Annotated in this window: 11 protein-coding genes; 4 read left to right on the top strand and 7 right to left on the bottom strand. The window is 68.5% G+C overall.

The annotated features are described in order from the left end of the window. Window positions 1-71: 71 nt before the first annotated feature. Window positions 72-380, bottom strand: coding sequence for a glycine zipper 2TM domain-containing protein (locus tag Q5H91_RS08975; RefSeq protein ID WP_305173047.1), 309 nt, complete (start codon window positions 378-380; stop codon window positions 72-74). 324 nt (window positions 381-704) lie between these two features. Between Q5H91_RS08975 and Q5H91_RS08970 the strand changes: the two genes are divergently transcribed. Next, window positions 705-1340, top strand: coding sequence for a trimeric intracellular cation channel family protein (locus Q5H91_RS08970; protein WP_305173046.1), 636 nt, complete (start codon window positions 705-707; stop codon window positions 1338-1340). A 46-nt stretch (window positions 1341-1386) separates the two neighbouring features. On the opposite strand, the gene Q5H91_RS08965 is transcribed toward Q5H91_RS08970, so the two are convergent. Then, complete coding sequence (locus Q5H91_RS08965) at window positions 1387-1947, bottom strand: GNAT family N-acetyltransferase (protein ID WP_305173045.1); 561 nt, start codon at window positions 1945-1947, stop codon at window positions 1387-1389. Continuing rightward, entirely contained in the window at window positions 1944-3905 is a 1962-nt protein-coding gene (gene sppA, locus Q5H91_RS08960) for a signal peptide peptidase SppA (protein ID WP_305173044.1), read from the bottom strand. The genes Q5H91_RS08965 and sppA overlap by 4 nt, the downstream gene beginning before the upstream one ends. 380 nt (window positions 3906-4285) lie before the next feature. Here sppA and Q5H91_RS08955 point away from each other — a divergent pair, with 380 nt between their 5' ends. The 3 genes from Q5H91_RS08955 to groL all read left to right on the top strand — a co-directional run bounded on the left by Q5H91_RS08955 (window position 4286) and on the right by groL (window position 7802). After that, window positions 4286-5692 (top strand): MATE family efflux transporter, encoded by a 1407-nt coding sequence (locus Q5H91_RS08955; RefSeq protein ID WP_305173043.1) that lies wholly within the window; start codon window positions 4286-4288, stop codon window positions 5690-5692. Between the two features lie 109 nt (window positions 5693-5801). Next, a complete protein-coding gene (groES, locus tag Q5H91_RS08950; RefSeq protein WP_174191974.1) occupies window positions 5802-6089 on the top strand; it encodes a co-chaperone GroES in 288 nt (95 codons plus the stop codon). A gap of 69 nt (window positions 6090-6158) precedes the next feature. Beyond that, entirely contained in the window at window positions 6159-7802 is a 1644-nt protein-coding gene (groL, locus tag Q5H91_RS08945; protein WP_305173042.1) for a chaperonin GroEL, read from the top strand. Between the two features lie 147 nt (window positions 7803-7949). Here the strand turns inward: groL and Q5H91_RS08940 are convergent, their stop codons facing one another. The 4 genes from Q5H91_RS08940 to Q5H91_RS08925 are packed head-to-tail and all read right to left on the bottom strand — an operon-like array spanning window position 7950 to window position 14266. Next, window positions 7950-8297: a DUF1801 domain-containing protein gene (locus Q5H91_RS08940; protein WP_305173041.1), complete on the bottom strand. Its 348-nt coding sequence runs from the start codon at window positions 8295-8297 to the stop codon at window positions 7950-7952. Beyond that, window positions 8287-9789 (bottom strand): tryptophan halogenase family protein, encoded by a 1503-nt coding sequence (locus Q5H91_RS08935; RefSeq protein WP_305173040.1) that lies wholly within the window; start codon window positions 9787-9789, stop codon window positions 8287-8289. The genes Q5H91_RS08940 and Q5H91_RS08935 overlap by 11 nt, the downstream gene beginning before the upstream one ends. After that, on the bottom strand, window positions 9786-11300 hold the full coding sequence (locus Q5H91_RS08930) for a tryptophan halogenase family protein (RefSeq protein ID WP_305173039.1): 1515 nt from the start codon (window positions 11298-11300) through the stop codon (window positions 9786-9788). Before Q5H91_RS08930 ends, Q5H91_RS08935 begins: the two co-directional genes overlap by 4 nt. 53 nt (window positions 11301-11353) lie before the next feature. After that, window positions 11354-14266 carry a TonB-dependent receptor gene (locus Q5H91_RS08925; protein WP_305173038.1) on the bottom strand — a complete coding sequence of 971 codons (2913 nt, stop codon included), beginning with the start codon at window positions 14264-14266 and terminating at the stop codon, window positions 11354-11356. Window positions 14267-14375 lie beyond the last annotated feature (109 nt).

Raw genomic sequence — 14375 nt, 5'->3', positions numbered from 1 at the left:
ACGGGCAGCGGGAACGAGAAGGGGCGCCGCGGATCGACCGCGACGCCCCCTCCCGACGAAACCTCGTGATGTCAGCGGCAGCGGCGCTTGCTGCTGCCACGGTCGACCTCGCGGCCGACCAGCGCGCCTGCTGCGGCGCCGCCCAGCGTGCCGAGCGTACGGTCGCCGCGCGTGTCGATCGTGCGGCCCAGCAGCGCACCGGCGACGCCGCCGACGACCAGACCGGTCGTGCCGTCCGGCTTGCGGCAGCGCGTGCGGCCGCGGTCGTCGCGCCACTCGCGATACTTGTACCGGCGCTGCGCATCCGCGTCGGACACGGTGGCGACCAGCGTCGGGGCAACCATCGCGGCACAACCCAGGGCGAGCATCATCTTACGCATCACTCTCGTTCCTCTCTGTCCAACAATACGGTAGCGTAACGTGACGCTGCGCTGTCGGTTGCATGAACGCAAAACAACGAAGGTTAACGCTGAGGTTCAGCTTCGCGTTGCAGGCAAATCCGCAGGATCGGCAAAGACTTGAGTTGCTGCCGGTATCGATCGCGCGGTCATTGGCGATCATCGTTCGTCCGTCATGTTGGAGCCGGCAGATTGGGAGATACGTGCAATTCCCCGGCATGCCGGAAGGTGGGGCAGGGGGCGGTATCTCTCCAGTCTTCTTCACCGGCTGGTGAATCCAGCCGCGCCCCGCGTATAGGCCCGGCGATGCTGACGCCCGCCCTTGCCCCCGTGCTGCCGATCGCCGCACCCTGGTTCGACTTCGCCGGCCTGGCGGTGTTCGCCGCGTCGGGGGCGCTGGCGGCGGCACGGACGCGGCAGACCTTCGTGACGATGGCGTTCTTCGCGCTCATCACCGGGGTCGGTGGGGGAACGGTGCGCGACCTGCTGATCGGGGCGCCGGTGTTCTGGGTGCGCGACCCGCACGTCGCCGCCCTGTGCCTAGTGGTGGCGGTGGTAATCTGGATGACCCCGGCCCGCTGGTGGGCGGGCGCCGCGCTCGACTGGTTCGACGCGATCGGGCTTGCCGCCTATGCGGTGTACGGCGCCGCAAAGGCCATCCGGTACGGCGTGCCGCCGGTGCCGGCGGCGCTGATGGGGATCATCTCGGCATGTGTCGGCGGCATCATCCGCGACGTGCTGGCGAGCGAACCGTCGATCCTGCTGCGACCCGAACTCTACGTGTCCGCCGCGGCGCTGTCGGCCGCCAGCTTCGTCGCACTCGGTGCCGCGGGGCTAGACCCGACGCTTGCCGCCATCATCGCGGCCGCGGCGGGTTTCGCGCTGCGTGCCGCCGCCATGCACTGGAAGATCGCGCTGCCGCCCTATCGCGGCGACCAGTGATGTCGCCGCCGCGTTGGTCCTCGCAGGTGAGGCCGGTGTCGCGTCGCTACAGCCGCACCACGCCCACGTCGGCGAAAGGCCGCGGCTCGGCGGGTGGCGTGGACGGCTCGGCCAGCTCCCGCTGCCACAGGCCGACATCGATCCACTGGCCGAACTTGTAGCCGACTTCGCGCTGCACGCCGGCGCGGCGAAAGCCAACCGCCTCGTGCAGCGCGATCGACCCCTCGTTGGGCAGGGCGATCCGCGCCACCGCCTGGGTGAAGCCTTGCGTGCTCAGCGTGTCGACCAGCGCCTTGTATACCAGCCGCCCTGCGCCCCGGCGCTGCGCGGCGTCGGCGACATAGACCGTCGTCTCCACCGTCCAGCGATAGGCGGTGCGCGCGTGAAAGGCGGAGGCATAGGCATAGGCGATCACGCCGCCCGCATCCTCCCCCTGCGTCGCGACCAGCCAGGGATAGAGCCCCTCGCTCGCCGCCATCCGCCGCGCCATCGCGCGGCCATCGGGCGCCTGCTCCTCGAACGAGGCGGTGCCGACCAGGACGTGCGGCGCATAGATCGCGGCGATCGCCGCCGCATCCTGCGGCGCCGCGGCCCGGATCGCGATCAAAGCCCGAACCGTGCCAGCAGCAGGTCGAGCAGCCGCGCGTCCGACGCGGTACCGGCGTTGGGGCCCAGGCCGCCGCATTCCAGGCAGCGCGCCTGGATCGATCCGCCGCGGGTCAGTCGCGCCACGTCGCCCAGCGCCCGGCCGACCAGCGCGCGCCGATCGGCGGCAAGCCGGGCGAACGCATCGCCGGCCGGCGAGGCGCTGTCTTCGTCGTCGCGCTGCGCGATGCTCGCGGCCAGCTTCGCCGCCCAGCCGGGCTCCTTTTCCAGATACTCGGCATGGACCTTGGCCGGGTCCAGCTTGGCGCGGCGTGCCGCCTCGGCCACCGCATCGCCCAGGTTGCCGAAATTGTCGACCAGCCCCAGCTGGCGCGCGGTGCCGCCATCCCACACGCGACCCTGGCCGATCTGGTCGACCCGCTGCGGCGTCATCCGCCGGGCGGCGGCGACGCGGCCGATGAACTGGCGATAACCATGCTCGATCCCGGCCTGCAGGATCGTATCGAGAACCGGCGTCGTTCCGCCGAACACGTCGGGCTGGCCGGTCAGCGGCGTGGTCCGTACCCCGTCGCTGGTCACGCCGATCTTGGCGAGTGCGTTCTCGAAGGTGGGCAGGATGCCGAAGATGCCGATCGACCCGGTGATCGTCGCCGGCTCGGCAAAGATCGCGTCGCCCGCGGTCGACACCCAGTAACCGCCCGACGCCGCCAGCCCGCCCATCGAGACGACCACCGGCAGCCCGCGCTGCTTGGCCTCCAGCACCGCCAGCCGGATGCGCTCGGATGCCAGCGCCGACCCACCCGGCGAGTCGACGCGCACCACCACCGCCTTTAGATTCTTCTCGGCGAGACCCTTCAGCATCGCCTTGGCGATGGTGTCGCCCGCTGCCGTACCGGAGCCACCCTCGCCATCGACGATCTCACCCGCGACGGTCAGCACGCCGATCGCGTCGCCGCCGGTCGGCAGCGGGTTGGCTGCGACGTAGCGATCATACCTGATCGTGCGGAAGCTGCCGATCGGCTTGCCCGCCTCGGCGCCGGCGATCTGCGCCACCCGCTGCTCGAACGCGCCGCGGCTGCCCAGCTTGTCGACCAGCCCGGCAGCCAGGTTCGCCTTGGCGACGTCACCCTGCGTCGCCAGCACGGCGGCCTGCGGGTCGGTCAGGAACGGCATCACCTGCGCCTTGGGCCGTGCCCGCGCCACGCCCTCGCGCCACTGCGCCAGCAGCGTGCCGTAGAGCGCCTGGGACGCGGCGCGCGCATCGTCGCTCTGGTCGGCGCGGGTATAGGGCTCGACGAACGACTTGTAGCGGCCGACGCGATAGACGTGGGCGTTGACCCCCAGCTTGTCGATCAGCCCCTTGTAATAGAGCTGGGTCCCGCCCGGCCCGCCGAACAGCGTGCCGCCCATCGGGTCGACCCACACCTCGCTCGCCGCCGCTGCCAGCCGGTACGCGCCGTCGGTATAGGCGGTCGCGAAGGCGAGCACCGGCTTGCCCGATGCGCGGACCCGGATCAGCGCGTCGGCGACCTCGCCCAGCGCCGCCGGATAGGCGCCGCCGAAGCGGTCGAGATCCAGCACCACCGCCTTCACGCGCGCGTCGGTGCGCGACGCGTCGATTACGCGGACCAGATCGCGCAGGCGGAACTGCTGCGCGACCGGCTGGCCGGACAGCGCCGCGAACGCCGCCGGCTCCTCCGGCTGCTCGACGATCGAGCCGTTCAGGTCGAGGAGCAGCGCGCCGTCCCCGATCGCCTTCGTTCCCGGCCGCGCGTTCAGCGCCGCGAACAACAGGCCGAAGAACAGGAGCAGCAGGACCAGCGCCAGCAGATCCTTGATCGCGACCAGCAGCTTCCACACCGCTCGCACGATGCGCCACCCGCTCCGCGATTTCTGCGGCCGGCCATCGGTGAACGAGGGGGCGGGGCGGTCCGAAAAGGATGCGGCGGTGTCGGTCATGGCCGTGATGGCTAGAGCATGCCCGTCGCGCTGGCAACGGGGTGTCTGGGGGCGGCAACACGCGGCGGGTTTCGGGCGGGCGTCGGAGGTGGTTTCGCGCGAAAACGCTAAGACGCGAAGAGAAGAATGGGTTCGCGCGGAGACGCGGAGACGCGGAGAGTTGCCTTTCGCGAGGACGGTCCGCGATCGGTAGACGCTGCACCAACGGCCGCAAAAGACATCAAGGCCGCTGACGCGGCGGGATCCGGCGTGAGCGCAACTCTCCGCGTCTCCGCGCCTCCGCGTGAACCAAACTTCCTCTTCTCTTCGCGTCTTGGCGCCTTCGCGCGCGAACAATCTCCGCTTCCCCAACCTCCACGCGTCAGAGTAAACACCTGCTCATGTCCCATCCCGCGCCGTCCCTGGCCCGGCCGCCCGAAACGGCCAGGGCGGAATTTGCTGCGCTGCTGCGGCTGGCGGGGCCGCTGGTGGCGGCGAACCTGTTGCAGATGGCGGTGTTCGCGGTCGACGTGGTGTTCGTCGCGCGGCTGGGCGCGGTCGCCTTCGCTGCCGCGACGCTGGGCGTGTTCCTGTTCAACCTCCTGACCTTCGCGATCATCGGCCTGACCGGTGCGGCGGAGCCGATCATCGCGGCCGCGCTGGGCGCGCGGATCGGCGCGGTGCGCGAGGTGCGGCGCACTTTCCGCGCGGGACTGTGGCTCGTCGTTCTCGCCGCCATACCGGTGGTGGCGCTGCTGCTGCAGGGCGAGGCGCTGCTGCGGCTGTTCGGGCAGGATCCGGCGGTGGCGGCCCGCGCCGGCGGGTTTCTCGACATCCTCGCCCTCGCGGTAATACCGGCGGCTGCTGCGGGGCTGATGCGGCTGACGGCGGCGGCGCTGGGGCGGCCGGGCTATGTCTTCGCGGTCACCGTGCTGGCTCTGGGCGTGGCGGTCTTGGCCAACTGGTGCCTCGTCTTCGGCAATGCAGGGTTCCCCGCATTGGGGCTGGAAGGGGCGGCGATCGCCAGCCTGGTCACCAGCGTGGTGATGATGCTGGCGTATGCCGTCATCCTGATGACCGACCGGCGACTACGCCGCTTCCGCCTGTTCGGCCGCTGGTGGCGCAGCGACCGGCGGCACCTGCTCTCGGTGTTCCGCATCGGCCTGCCGATCGCGCTGACCTGGATGTTCGAGGGCGGGCTGTTCGGCGGCGCCGGGCTGCTCATGGGCCTGATCGGCGTGACCGAGGTTGCGGCGCACGCGGTCGCGCTCAACATCGCCGCCATCGCCTTCCAACTGCCGTTCGGCATCGCCCAGGCGGCGACGATCCGCGTCGGCCTGGCCTATGGCGCGCGCGACCATGCGTGGATTGGCCGCGCCGGCAACGTCGCCCTGGGGCTCGGCATCGCCGTGATGGCGCTGACCGCGGCGGTGATCTGGAGCGTGCCGGCGCGGCTGGTCGGCATCTACCTCGATCCCTCGGCTGCCAATCTTCCCGTTGCCACGCTTGCCGTCCGGCTGCTCGGCATCGCCGCGATCTTCCAGCTGGTCGACGGGGCGCAGGCGGTGGCGGCGGGCGTGCTGCGCGGCGTGCAGGACACACGCGTGCCGATGCTGGTGGCGCTGTTCGGTTACTGGGCGATCGGTTTCGGCACCGCGGTCTGGCTCGGCTTCGGTATGGGGCTGGGTGCGACCGGCATCTGGTGGGGACTGGCGGCGGGGCTGCTGGTCGTCTCGATCCTCCTCGTCCGCCGCTGGACGGGGCGCGAGCGGCTCGGCCTCGCCACGCGCACGCCCCACCTGAAATAGTTCCCGCCGCCCGTTGACGCTGCATCGACGGCTACGCATATGGCGGGCGTTGGCACTCGGGAGGCTCGAGTGCCAGAAATCTGTCACACACCTTGAAAAGGGCACAGCAATGAACTTTCGTCCGTTGCACGACCGCGTTCTCGTCCGCCGCGTCGAGGCTGAAGAGAAGACGGCCGGCGGGATCATCATCCCCGACACCGCCAAGGAAAAGCCGCAGGAGGGCGAGGTCGTCGCCGCCGGCACCGGCGCGCGCGCCGAGAACGGCACGATCACCCCGCTCGACGTCAAGGCCGGCGACAAGATCCTGTTCGGCAAGTGGTCGGGCACCGAGGTCAAGGTGAACGGCGAAGACCTGCTCATCATGAAGGAATCCGACATCCTCGGGATCGTCGGCTGACTTCTGCGTCGCACCCCAAGCGGGTGTGACTTTCTGTGACTTTCCAAATCAACTGAAAGGGTAGCCAACATGGCAGCCAAGGACGTAAAATTCGGCCGCGACGCGCGTGAGCGCATCCTGCGCGGCGTCGACATCCTCGCCGACGCGGTCAAGGTCACGCTGGGGCCGAAGGGCCGCAATGTCGTGATCGACAAGTCGTTCGGCGCACCGCGCATCACCAAGGACGGCGTCACCGTCGCCAAGGAGATCGAGCTGAAGGACAAGTTCGAGAACATGGGCGCGCAGATGGTGCGCGAAGTGGCCTCGAAGACCAACGACATCGCCGGCGACGGCACCACCACCGCGACCGTGCTGGCGCAGGCGATCGTCCGCGAGGGCATGAAGTCGGTTGCGGCCGGCATGAACCCGATGGACCTGAAGCGCGGCATCGACATTGCCGTGACCAAGGTGGTCGACGACATCAAGTCGCGCTCCAAGCCCGTCTCGGGCTCGCAGGAAGTCGCGCAGGTTGGCATCATCTCGGCCAATGGCGACCGTGAGGTCGGCGAGAAGATCGCCGAGGCGATGGAGAAGGTCGGCAAGGAAGGCGTCATCACCGTCGAGGAGGCCAAGGGCCTCGAGTTCGAGCTGGACGTCGTCGAGGGCATGCAGTTCGACCGCGGCTATCTGTCGCCCTACTTCATCACCAACCCGGAGAAGATGACGGTCGAGCTGAACGATCCGTACATCCTGATCCACGAGAAGAAGCTGTCGAACCTGCAGGCGATGCTCCCGATCCTGGAAGCCGTCGTCCAGTCGGGCCGTCCGCTGCTCATCATCGCCGAGGACATCGAGGGCGAGGCTCTGGCCACGCTCGTCGTCAACAAGCTGCGCGGCGGCCTGAAGGTCGCGGCCGTCAAGGCTCCGGGCTTCGGCGATCGTCGCAAGGCGATGCTCGAGGATATCGCGATCCTGACCAAGGGCGAGATGATCTCCGAGGATCTGGGCATCAAGCTCGAGAACGTCACCGTCGGCATGCTCGGCACCGCCAAGCGCGTCACGATCGACAAGGACAACACCACCATCATCGACGGTGCGGGTGAGGCCGACTCGATCAAGGGCCGCACCGAGGCGATCCGTGCGCAGATCGAGAACACCAGCAGCGACTATGATCGCGAGAAGCTCCAGGAGCGTCTGGCGAAGCTCGCCGGTGGCGTCGCGGTCATCAAGGTCGGCGGCTCGACCGAGGTCGAGGTGAAGGAGCGCAAGGACCGCGTCGACGACGCGCTGCACGCGACCCGCGCAGCCGTCGAAGAGGGCATTGTCCCGGGCGGCGGCACGGCTCTGCTGTACGCGACCAAGGCGCTCGACGGCGTCAACGGCGCCAACGACGACCAGACCCGCGGCGTCGATATCGTCCGCAAGTCGCTGACTGCGCTGGTTCGCCAGATCGCGCAGAATGCCGGCCATGACGGCGCCGTCGTGTCGGGCAAGCTGCTCGACCAGTCGGACACGTCGTTCGGCTTCAACGCCTCGACCGACACCTACGAGAACCTGGTCTCGGCCGGCGTGATCGACCCGACCAAGGTCGTCCGCACCGCGCTGCAGAACGCGGCGTCGGTCGCCGGCCTGCTCATCACCACGGAAGCCACCGTGTCCGAGCTGCCGGAAGACAAGGCTCCGGCCATGCCCGGCGGCGGCGGCATGGGCGGCATGGGCGGCATGGACTTCTGATTTTCGACCGGGGCAGGCGATGCCTGCCCCGGACAGAGATCGGAACGGCCAGCCGACCGGCTCTGCCGGACCGGCCTGACGTCAGACAAACGGCAAAGGGCCGGCGGATCGCTCCGCCGGCCCTTTTCTTTCGCCGATCGCGGGGTCTCAGCCGGCGAGGTTCAGCGCTACCGCCGCCCGGACCAATGCCCGGAAAGCCTCCGCATCGACCTGCTCCCCCTGGCGGATGTCGATCGCCCGGCGTGCATTGCCGTCCAGGCTTGCATTGAACAGCCCCGCCGGATCGGCGAGCGCGGCGCCCCGCGCGAAGGTCAGCTTCACCTTGTCGCGATAGGTCTCGCCGGTGCAGATGATGCCGCCGCGCGACCAGACGGGGACGCCGGCGGGGTTGGAGGGCTTGCGCCACTTCACCTCCTCGACGATCGCATGGTCGGTCGCCAGGATCAGCGCGCGCATCCGTGCCAGCGTCTCGTCGCGCCAGCTGTCAGCGGCCATGGCGATGCCGCTCCAGTGCCGCCGCCTGCGCCGGGAAGTTCAGGCTGCACCCGTCCAGAAACGCCGCGATGCCGCGATCGGCGAAGAAGTCGACATCGTCCCGCCGCTCGTCGCCGGTCGGTGGAAAGGCGCCATATCCGGCGAGCAGGCAGTGCCACGAGACGTTGCCGAACTGGGTCTGGTCGCTGCGCCGGCGCAACTCCTCGGCCAGGTCGCCGCGGCGGAACCACAGGTCGAGCACGCGGCGCAACGGCTCCGATAGCGCCATGTTCGCGGCGTTGGCGCGCCAGTAATCCGTGTCGGTCCGCGTGTTCAGCTTGTAGTGCGCCACGATATAGTCGCGCACCCCCTCGATCCGCGCCGAGATCGTCGCGTTGAATGCATCACGGTGCCGGGCGGAGAACTCACCCTGCTCATAGTGGCGGACGAACAGCTCGACCGTGTTCAGCACCAGATGGAGCGCGGTCGCCTCCAGCGGCTCGATGAACCCCTGCGACAAGCCGACCGCGACGCAGTTCCGCTCCCAGTGCCGCGCCAGCTGCCCGACCCTGAACGTCAGGTGCCGCGCCGGTTGGTCGTCGCCGACGCCCAGCACGCCGCGCAGCTCCGCCTCCGCCGCGTCTGCGCCAGTAAAGGCACTGCTATAGACATAGCCGTTACCGAACCGGTTCTGGAGTGGGATCGTCCAGCACCAGCCGTTCGACAGCGCAGTCGCCACCGTCTCGACCGGCGGAGCGCGGTCCATCGGCGTCGGCATAACCACTGCGGCATCGTTGAACAGATTGTCGCCGAAGCTGCGGAACGGCACGCCCAACGTCCGCTCGATCAGCAGCCCGGCAAAGCCGCTGCAATCGACGAAGACGTCGCCCTCGATCGCCTCGCCACGATCGGTGGCGAGGGCGGCGATGTCGCCATTGTCGGCGCGCGTCACCGCGGTCACGCGCGCCTGCCGGTGGATCACCCCGCGCCCGACCGCGACCTCGCGCAGATAGTCGCCGAGCAGCCCGGCGTCGAAGTGATAGCCATATTCCATGCGGAACGGAAAATTGGGCGGCGTCATCGGCGCCTTGCCGTCGGCCGCCAGCCGGCCGTTCAGCAGGAAGTCGCCCGGCTGCACCGGCACGTCATGGCCCAGCCGGCGATTGCGGCAGTTGAGGATGAACGCGTCCTCGGTATGCACATCGACCTGGGTGGTGAATGGGTGGCTGTAATCGGGCCAGGGCGCCGCCGGGCTCCATCCGGCGAAGCGGATGCCGACCTTCCACGTCGCCTGGCAGCGCGGCATCCAGTCGCGCTCGGCGATGCCAATGTCGGCGAAGAAGCGCTTCAGCGACGGGGTCGAACCCTCGCCGACGCCGATCGTGGCGATGTCGGGCGCCTCGACCAGCGTGACCGCCGTGCCGTGGCGGCCCCAGGCGACGGCGAGCAGGTTGGCCGCGATCCAGCCGGCGGAGCCACCGCCCAGGATGACGACACGGCCGGGCGGCTTCATGCGGCCAGCCCGCCGAACGCCTTCAGGAATGCGTCGTGCAGCGGCATGCCGGGCACCGGTTCTCGCTTCAGCGCCGCCAGTTCGCGCAGCTGTGCCGCCAGTTCGGCGTCGACCGTGCCGTCGGCGAGCGGGTGATGGTCGGCCGGCACGATGCCCTGACCCATCAGCACCTGCACCCAGGACGGCTCCATGAAGATGTCGAGCGGGTCCTGCGACAGATAGCCGTTGGCGCGGAACAGCGCGATCTTGGCGGCGAGCCGCTCGGGCACGGCCATTCCGCGCAGGTCGCGCCAGAAGCCGGAATCGTCGCGCGCGGTGGCGTGATAGTGGAGGATGATGAAGTCGCGCACCGTCTCATATTCGATCTGCGACTGGCGGTTATATTCGGCCACCGCGCGCGGATCGATGCCGGCGTGCGGGAACAGGTGCAGCAGCCGCACGATCGCCGACTGGATCAGGTAGATGCTGGTCGATTCCAGCGGCTCCAGGAACCCGCTCGACAGGCCGACCGCGACGACGTTGCGGTCCCATTGCCGCCGCGCCCGCCCGGTACGAAAGGGGATGATCCGCGGCTGGTCCAGCGGCTCGCCGTCGAGATTGCCCAGCAGCGTCGCCGCCGCCGCGTCGTCGCTCAGGTGGCGGCTACTATAGACCAGCCCGTTGCCGTTGCGGTGTTGCAGCGGAATGCGCCACTGCCACCCGGCCGTGTGCGCGATCGCACGGGTATAGGGTGCGGTCGCGGCGAACCGGGCGGAGGGCACCGCCATCGCGCGGTCGCAGGGCAGCCAGTGGCCCCAATCCTCGTACCCGACGTTCAGCTCCCGCTGGATCAGCAGCCCGCGCGCTCCCGAGCAGTCGATGAACAGGTCGCCGGCGATCTCCGTGCCGTCGCGCAGGGTCAGCGCGGTGACCGCGCCGCTCTCGCCGTCGCGCCGCACCTGCTCGACCAGCCCCTCGGTCCGGACGACGCCGCGCGCCTCGCTGTAGCGGCGGAGATACTGACCATAGAGGCCGGAATCGAAGTGATAGGCATAGGGCAGGTCCCAAGTGGGATCGCCGCCCTGGATCTTGGCGAACTTGCCCTCGCGCGCGCACAGCGTGTTGAGGTCGAAGTCCCAATAGTCGACATCCATCCCCGCCCGTCGCGCGCGGTTCCAGAAATGATGGAACGAGCAGAAGGCCAGGTTCCGCCCCGGCGTGCCGAAGCTGTGGTAATAGGACTCGCCGATCCGGCCCCAATTCTCGAAGCGGATCGCGAGCTTGATCGTCGCCCGCGTCTCACGCAGGAACTCTGCCTCATCGATCCCCAGCACCGCGTTGACGTGCTGGATCGGCGGGATCGTCGCCTCGCCGACGCCGATGATGCCGATCTCGTCGGACTCGACCAGCTCGATCGATACCTGGGCGCCGATGACCTTGGCGATCAACGCGGCGGCCATCCAGCCCGCCGTGCCGCCGCCGACGATGACGACCTTCCTGATTGCCGGCGTCACCGCTGCCTCTCTCTGCATCAAAGCCAGATACCCCCGCCGACCATGATCGGCGAGGGTGTTTCCGGCAATACTCAGAAGAGGGCGTAGGTCAGGTTGAGCAGGAAGTTGCGGCCGAACGTCTCCTGACGGGTGGTCAGGCCACTCGCCGAGTCGGTGTAGGTGTCCTTCTCGTTGGTCAGGTTCTGCGCCTGGATCGAGACGCGCAGCCGGTCGAGATAGTTCACGCCGATTCCGGCGAAGTCATAGCCGATCTGGGCGTCGACCAGCGTCTGGCCCGAGCGGTTGACGTTGGCGATGCTGTTGCTGCCGCCGCGATCCTCCGACACCCACTTCGACCGGTTATTGGCCGAGATGCGGGCCGAGAAGCCGTATTTCTCGAAATAGGCCGTGCCCTGGAACACGCGCGACGACAGGCCGGGGATGCGCGATCCGTCGTCCAGCTTGCCGTCGGTGAACGCTGCGCCACCGGTCACGCCGAAGCCGTCGAGTGCACCGATGAAGCGGCGGAAGGGCAGCGATCCCTGCAGCTCGATACCCTTCACCCGGCCCTTCAACCCGCCGGTGAAGGTGGTGTTGACGCCCTGGAACGTCGCGGGCGTGTAGATCGTCGTGCCGTCGCTGCTGACCGCCTGGTGATAGCCGGGGATGTAGAACTGGGTGAAGTCCCGCAGCGTCGTGGTCTGCACGTTCCAGTTGCGCAGGTCCTTGTAGAAGGCCGAGGCGGAGACGAAGCCGTCGCTGGCGAAGTAATATTCGTACGACAGGTCGGCCTGGTTCGCCTCGTACGGACGCAGGCGGGCATTGCCCGACCGCGACGTCCACGGGCCCAGCTCGGGATTGGAGTTGGTGACGTTCGAGACGTTGTTCGAGAACTTCACCGACGAGCCCGGGTTCAGGTAATCGATGCGCGGCCGGCTGACGACCTTGGCCAGCGCGAAGCGAACCGTGTGGCCGCCGCCCAGGTCGAAGTTCATGTTCAGGCTTGGCAGGACGCGCGTGTACTTGGCGCCGTCGGTGATCGGTGTCGCCTGCACGCGCAGCGTCGAGACGACCAGAGCGTTGAAGCCGCTGGCGCGCTGATCGGTGAACAGGCCCTGCACGCCGACATTGCCGAACATGCGGATGCTGCCCAGGTTCGATTCGAAGTCCGCCTTGATCGACGGCTGCCACACCTTCTCGTGGATCGAATAGGTGTCGCCCAGCCGGTCCGGCTCCAGCGCGCCCGCGTCCCAGCGCTGGTAGAAGTTGCTGTTGATGAGGCCGAGCGCGTCATAGGCGACGACGTCGCCCAGCCCGACCCAGCCGAGGTCGGCGACCCCGCGGCGTGCGTCTTCAGGCACCGGGCCGTCGGACGGATAGGTGTTGGCCGTCAGGAAGAAGCCCTCGTTCTCCTTGGACTTCTTGTGGTTCGAATAGCGGACGGCAAGGCTGACCGACTTCAGGAAGCTGTCGTCGAACCGGTAGTTCGCCTCCAGCCGGACCGCATTCAGATACTCGTCGAACCGGGCGGTGTTGACGAAGCCGTCCTGCGCCTGTGCGAAGCCGATGCCGGCGGCGCGTGCCGCCGCGGTGTTCAGCTGGGTGATCGGCGCCAAGCTGCCGCCCCAGGACTGCGGACCCGCCAGCTTGACCATCGAGTAATCGTCGAAGGTCTGGCTGTTGTTCGAGAACATCAGGCCGTCCGGGGAATAGGTCCAGGTGCGCAGATTGTTCGGACCCTGGCTCGCCAGGCCGGCGCGGCCGAGGCCGGCATAGCTCTCGGCGCGGGTGTCGCGCTTGTTGCTCTCCGACCGCGACACGTCGAGCGTCAGGTCGAGGTTCGACGTCGCCTTGTAGACGATGTTGCCGCCGAAGACCTTCAGGTCGCCGCGCTTGTCGAGGGGGTCGGAACGGATCACCGAGTTGAAGCCGGTGGTGCGCGCCGAGGTGACGGTGGTGTCGTTCGAGCTGATGACGGTGCTGCCGTTGGCCGCGACCGGCAGCGCCTCGATGAACCCGCGCGAGATGCCCTGGTCCTTGAACTTGATGTAGAGCGCATCGAAGGTCGCGGTGAACTGGTCGGTCGGCTGGTACTGCAACACGCCGGCCAGCGTGTCGCGCTTCAGCACGCGCGACCGCGACGAGATGTCGATACCGGTCGGCACATACTTACCGGCGTTCGGACCCGAGGTGATCGCGTTCTTGTCGTAACCCCAGACGCTGAAATAATTGTCCTGCACGGGCGACGAGGTGGTCGCGGCGGTCAGCGCGATGCCGATCGTGTCGTCGGCGAGCTTGTCGGTATAGGACAGGGCGAAGCGGTGGCCATTGTCCTTGAAGTCGGGGTTCTTCGACTTCATCCCGTTCTGCTCGAACGTCGCATTGGCGATCAGCGCGGGCTTGCGCTCCAGCGGACGCACGGTGCGGATGTCGACGGTGCCGCCGACGCCCATCGCGGTCAGGCCGGCGTCAGGCGTCTTGTAGACGACGGCGGCCCCGACGATCTCGGCCGGGTAGAGATCATACTCGACGCCGCGATTGTCGCCGATGCCGATCAGCTCGCGCCCGTTCAGCGTGGTGCCGACGAAATCCTCGCGGAAGCCGCGGACCGAGATGCCGCTGATCCGGCCCGAGCGACGCTCGCCGGCCAGACCCGCCAGGCGGCCGAGCGAGTCGGCGACGCTCGACTGGGGCAGCTTGCCGATGTCCTCGGCCGAAACCGCTTCGATGACCGAGCTGTTGTTGCGCTTCAGCGCCTGTGCACGCTCCAGGCTGGCGCGCAGACCGGTGACGACGATGTCCTGATCGGCCGCGGGATCGGCGGCGGTCGCGGTCGTGTCGGTGGGCGCGGTCGGCGTGGCGTCGGCAGCGGGATCGACCGGCGGCACGACCGTGTTGGTGGCGCCCTGATCGGCCGCCGGATCGGCGGTCTGGGCGAAGGCCGGCGCCGCGCACAGCAGCGTCAGCACCGCGGTCGAACAAGCCAGCTTGATCTTCGTGTTCATCGACGAATCCCCTCCTGAAGGATTGTTGTTGGGCGGGCCCTGAACCCCGCCGATTCATCCTGTCATCATGGTCTATGGCTGCAAGCAATCGTTTGCAATCGCCTTGCCG

This window comes from Sphingomonas aurea (assembly GCF_030678875.1).
GTDB lineage: Bacteria > Pseudomonadota > Alphaproteobacteria > Sphingomonadales > Sphingomonadaceae > Sphingomonas > Sphingomonas aurea.
This window is presented reverse-complemented; position numbering and strand designations above follow the sequence as displayed.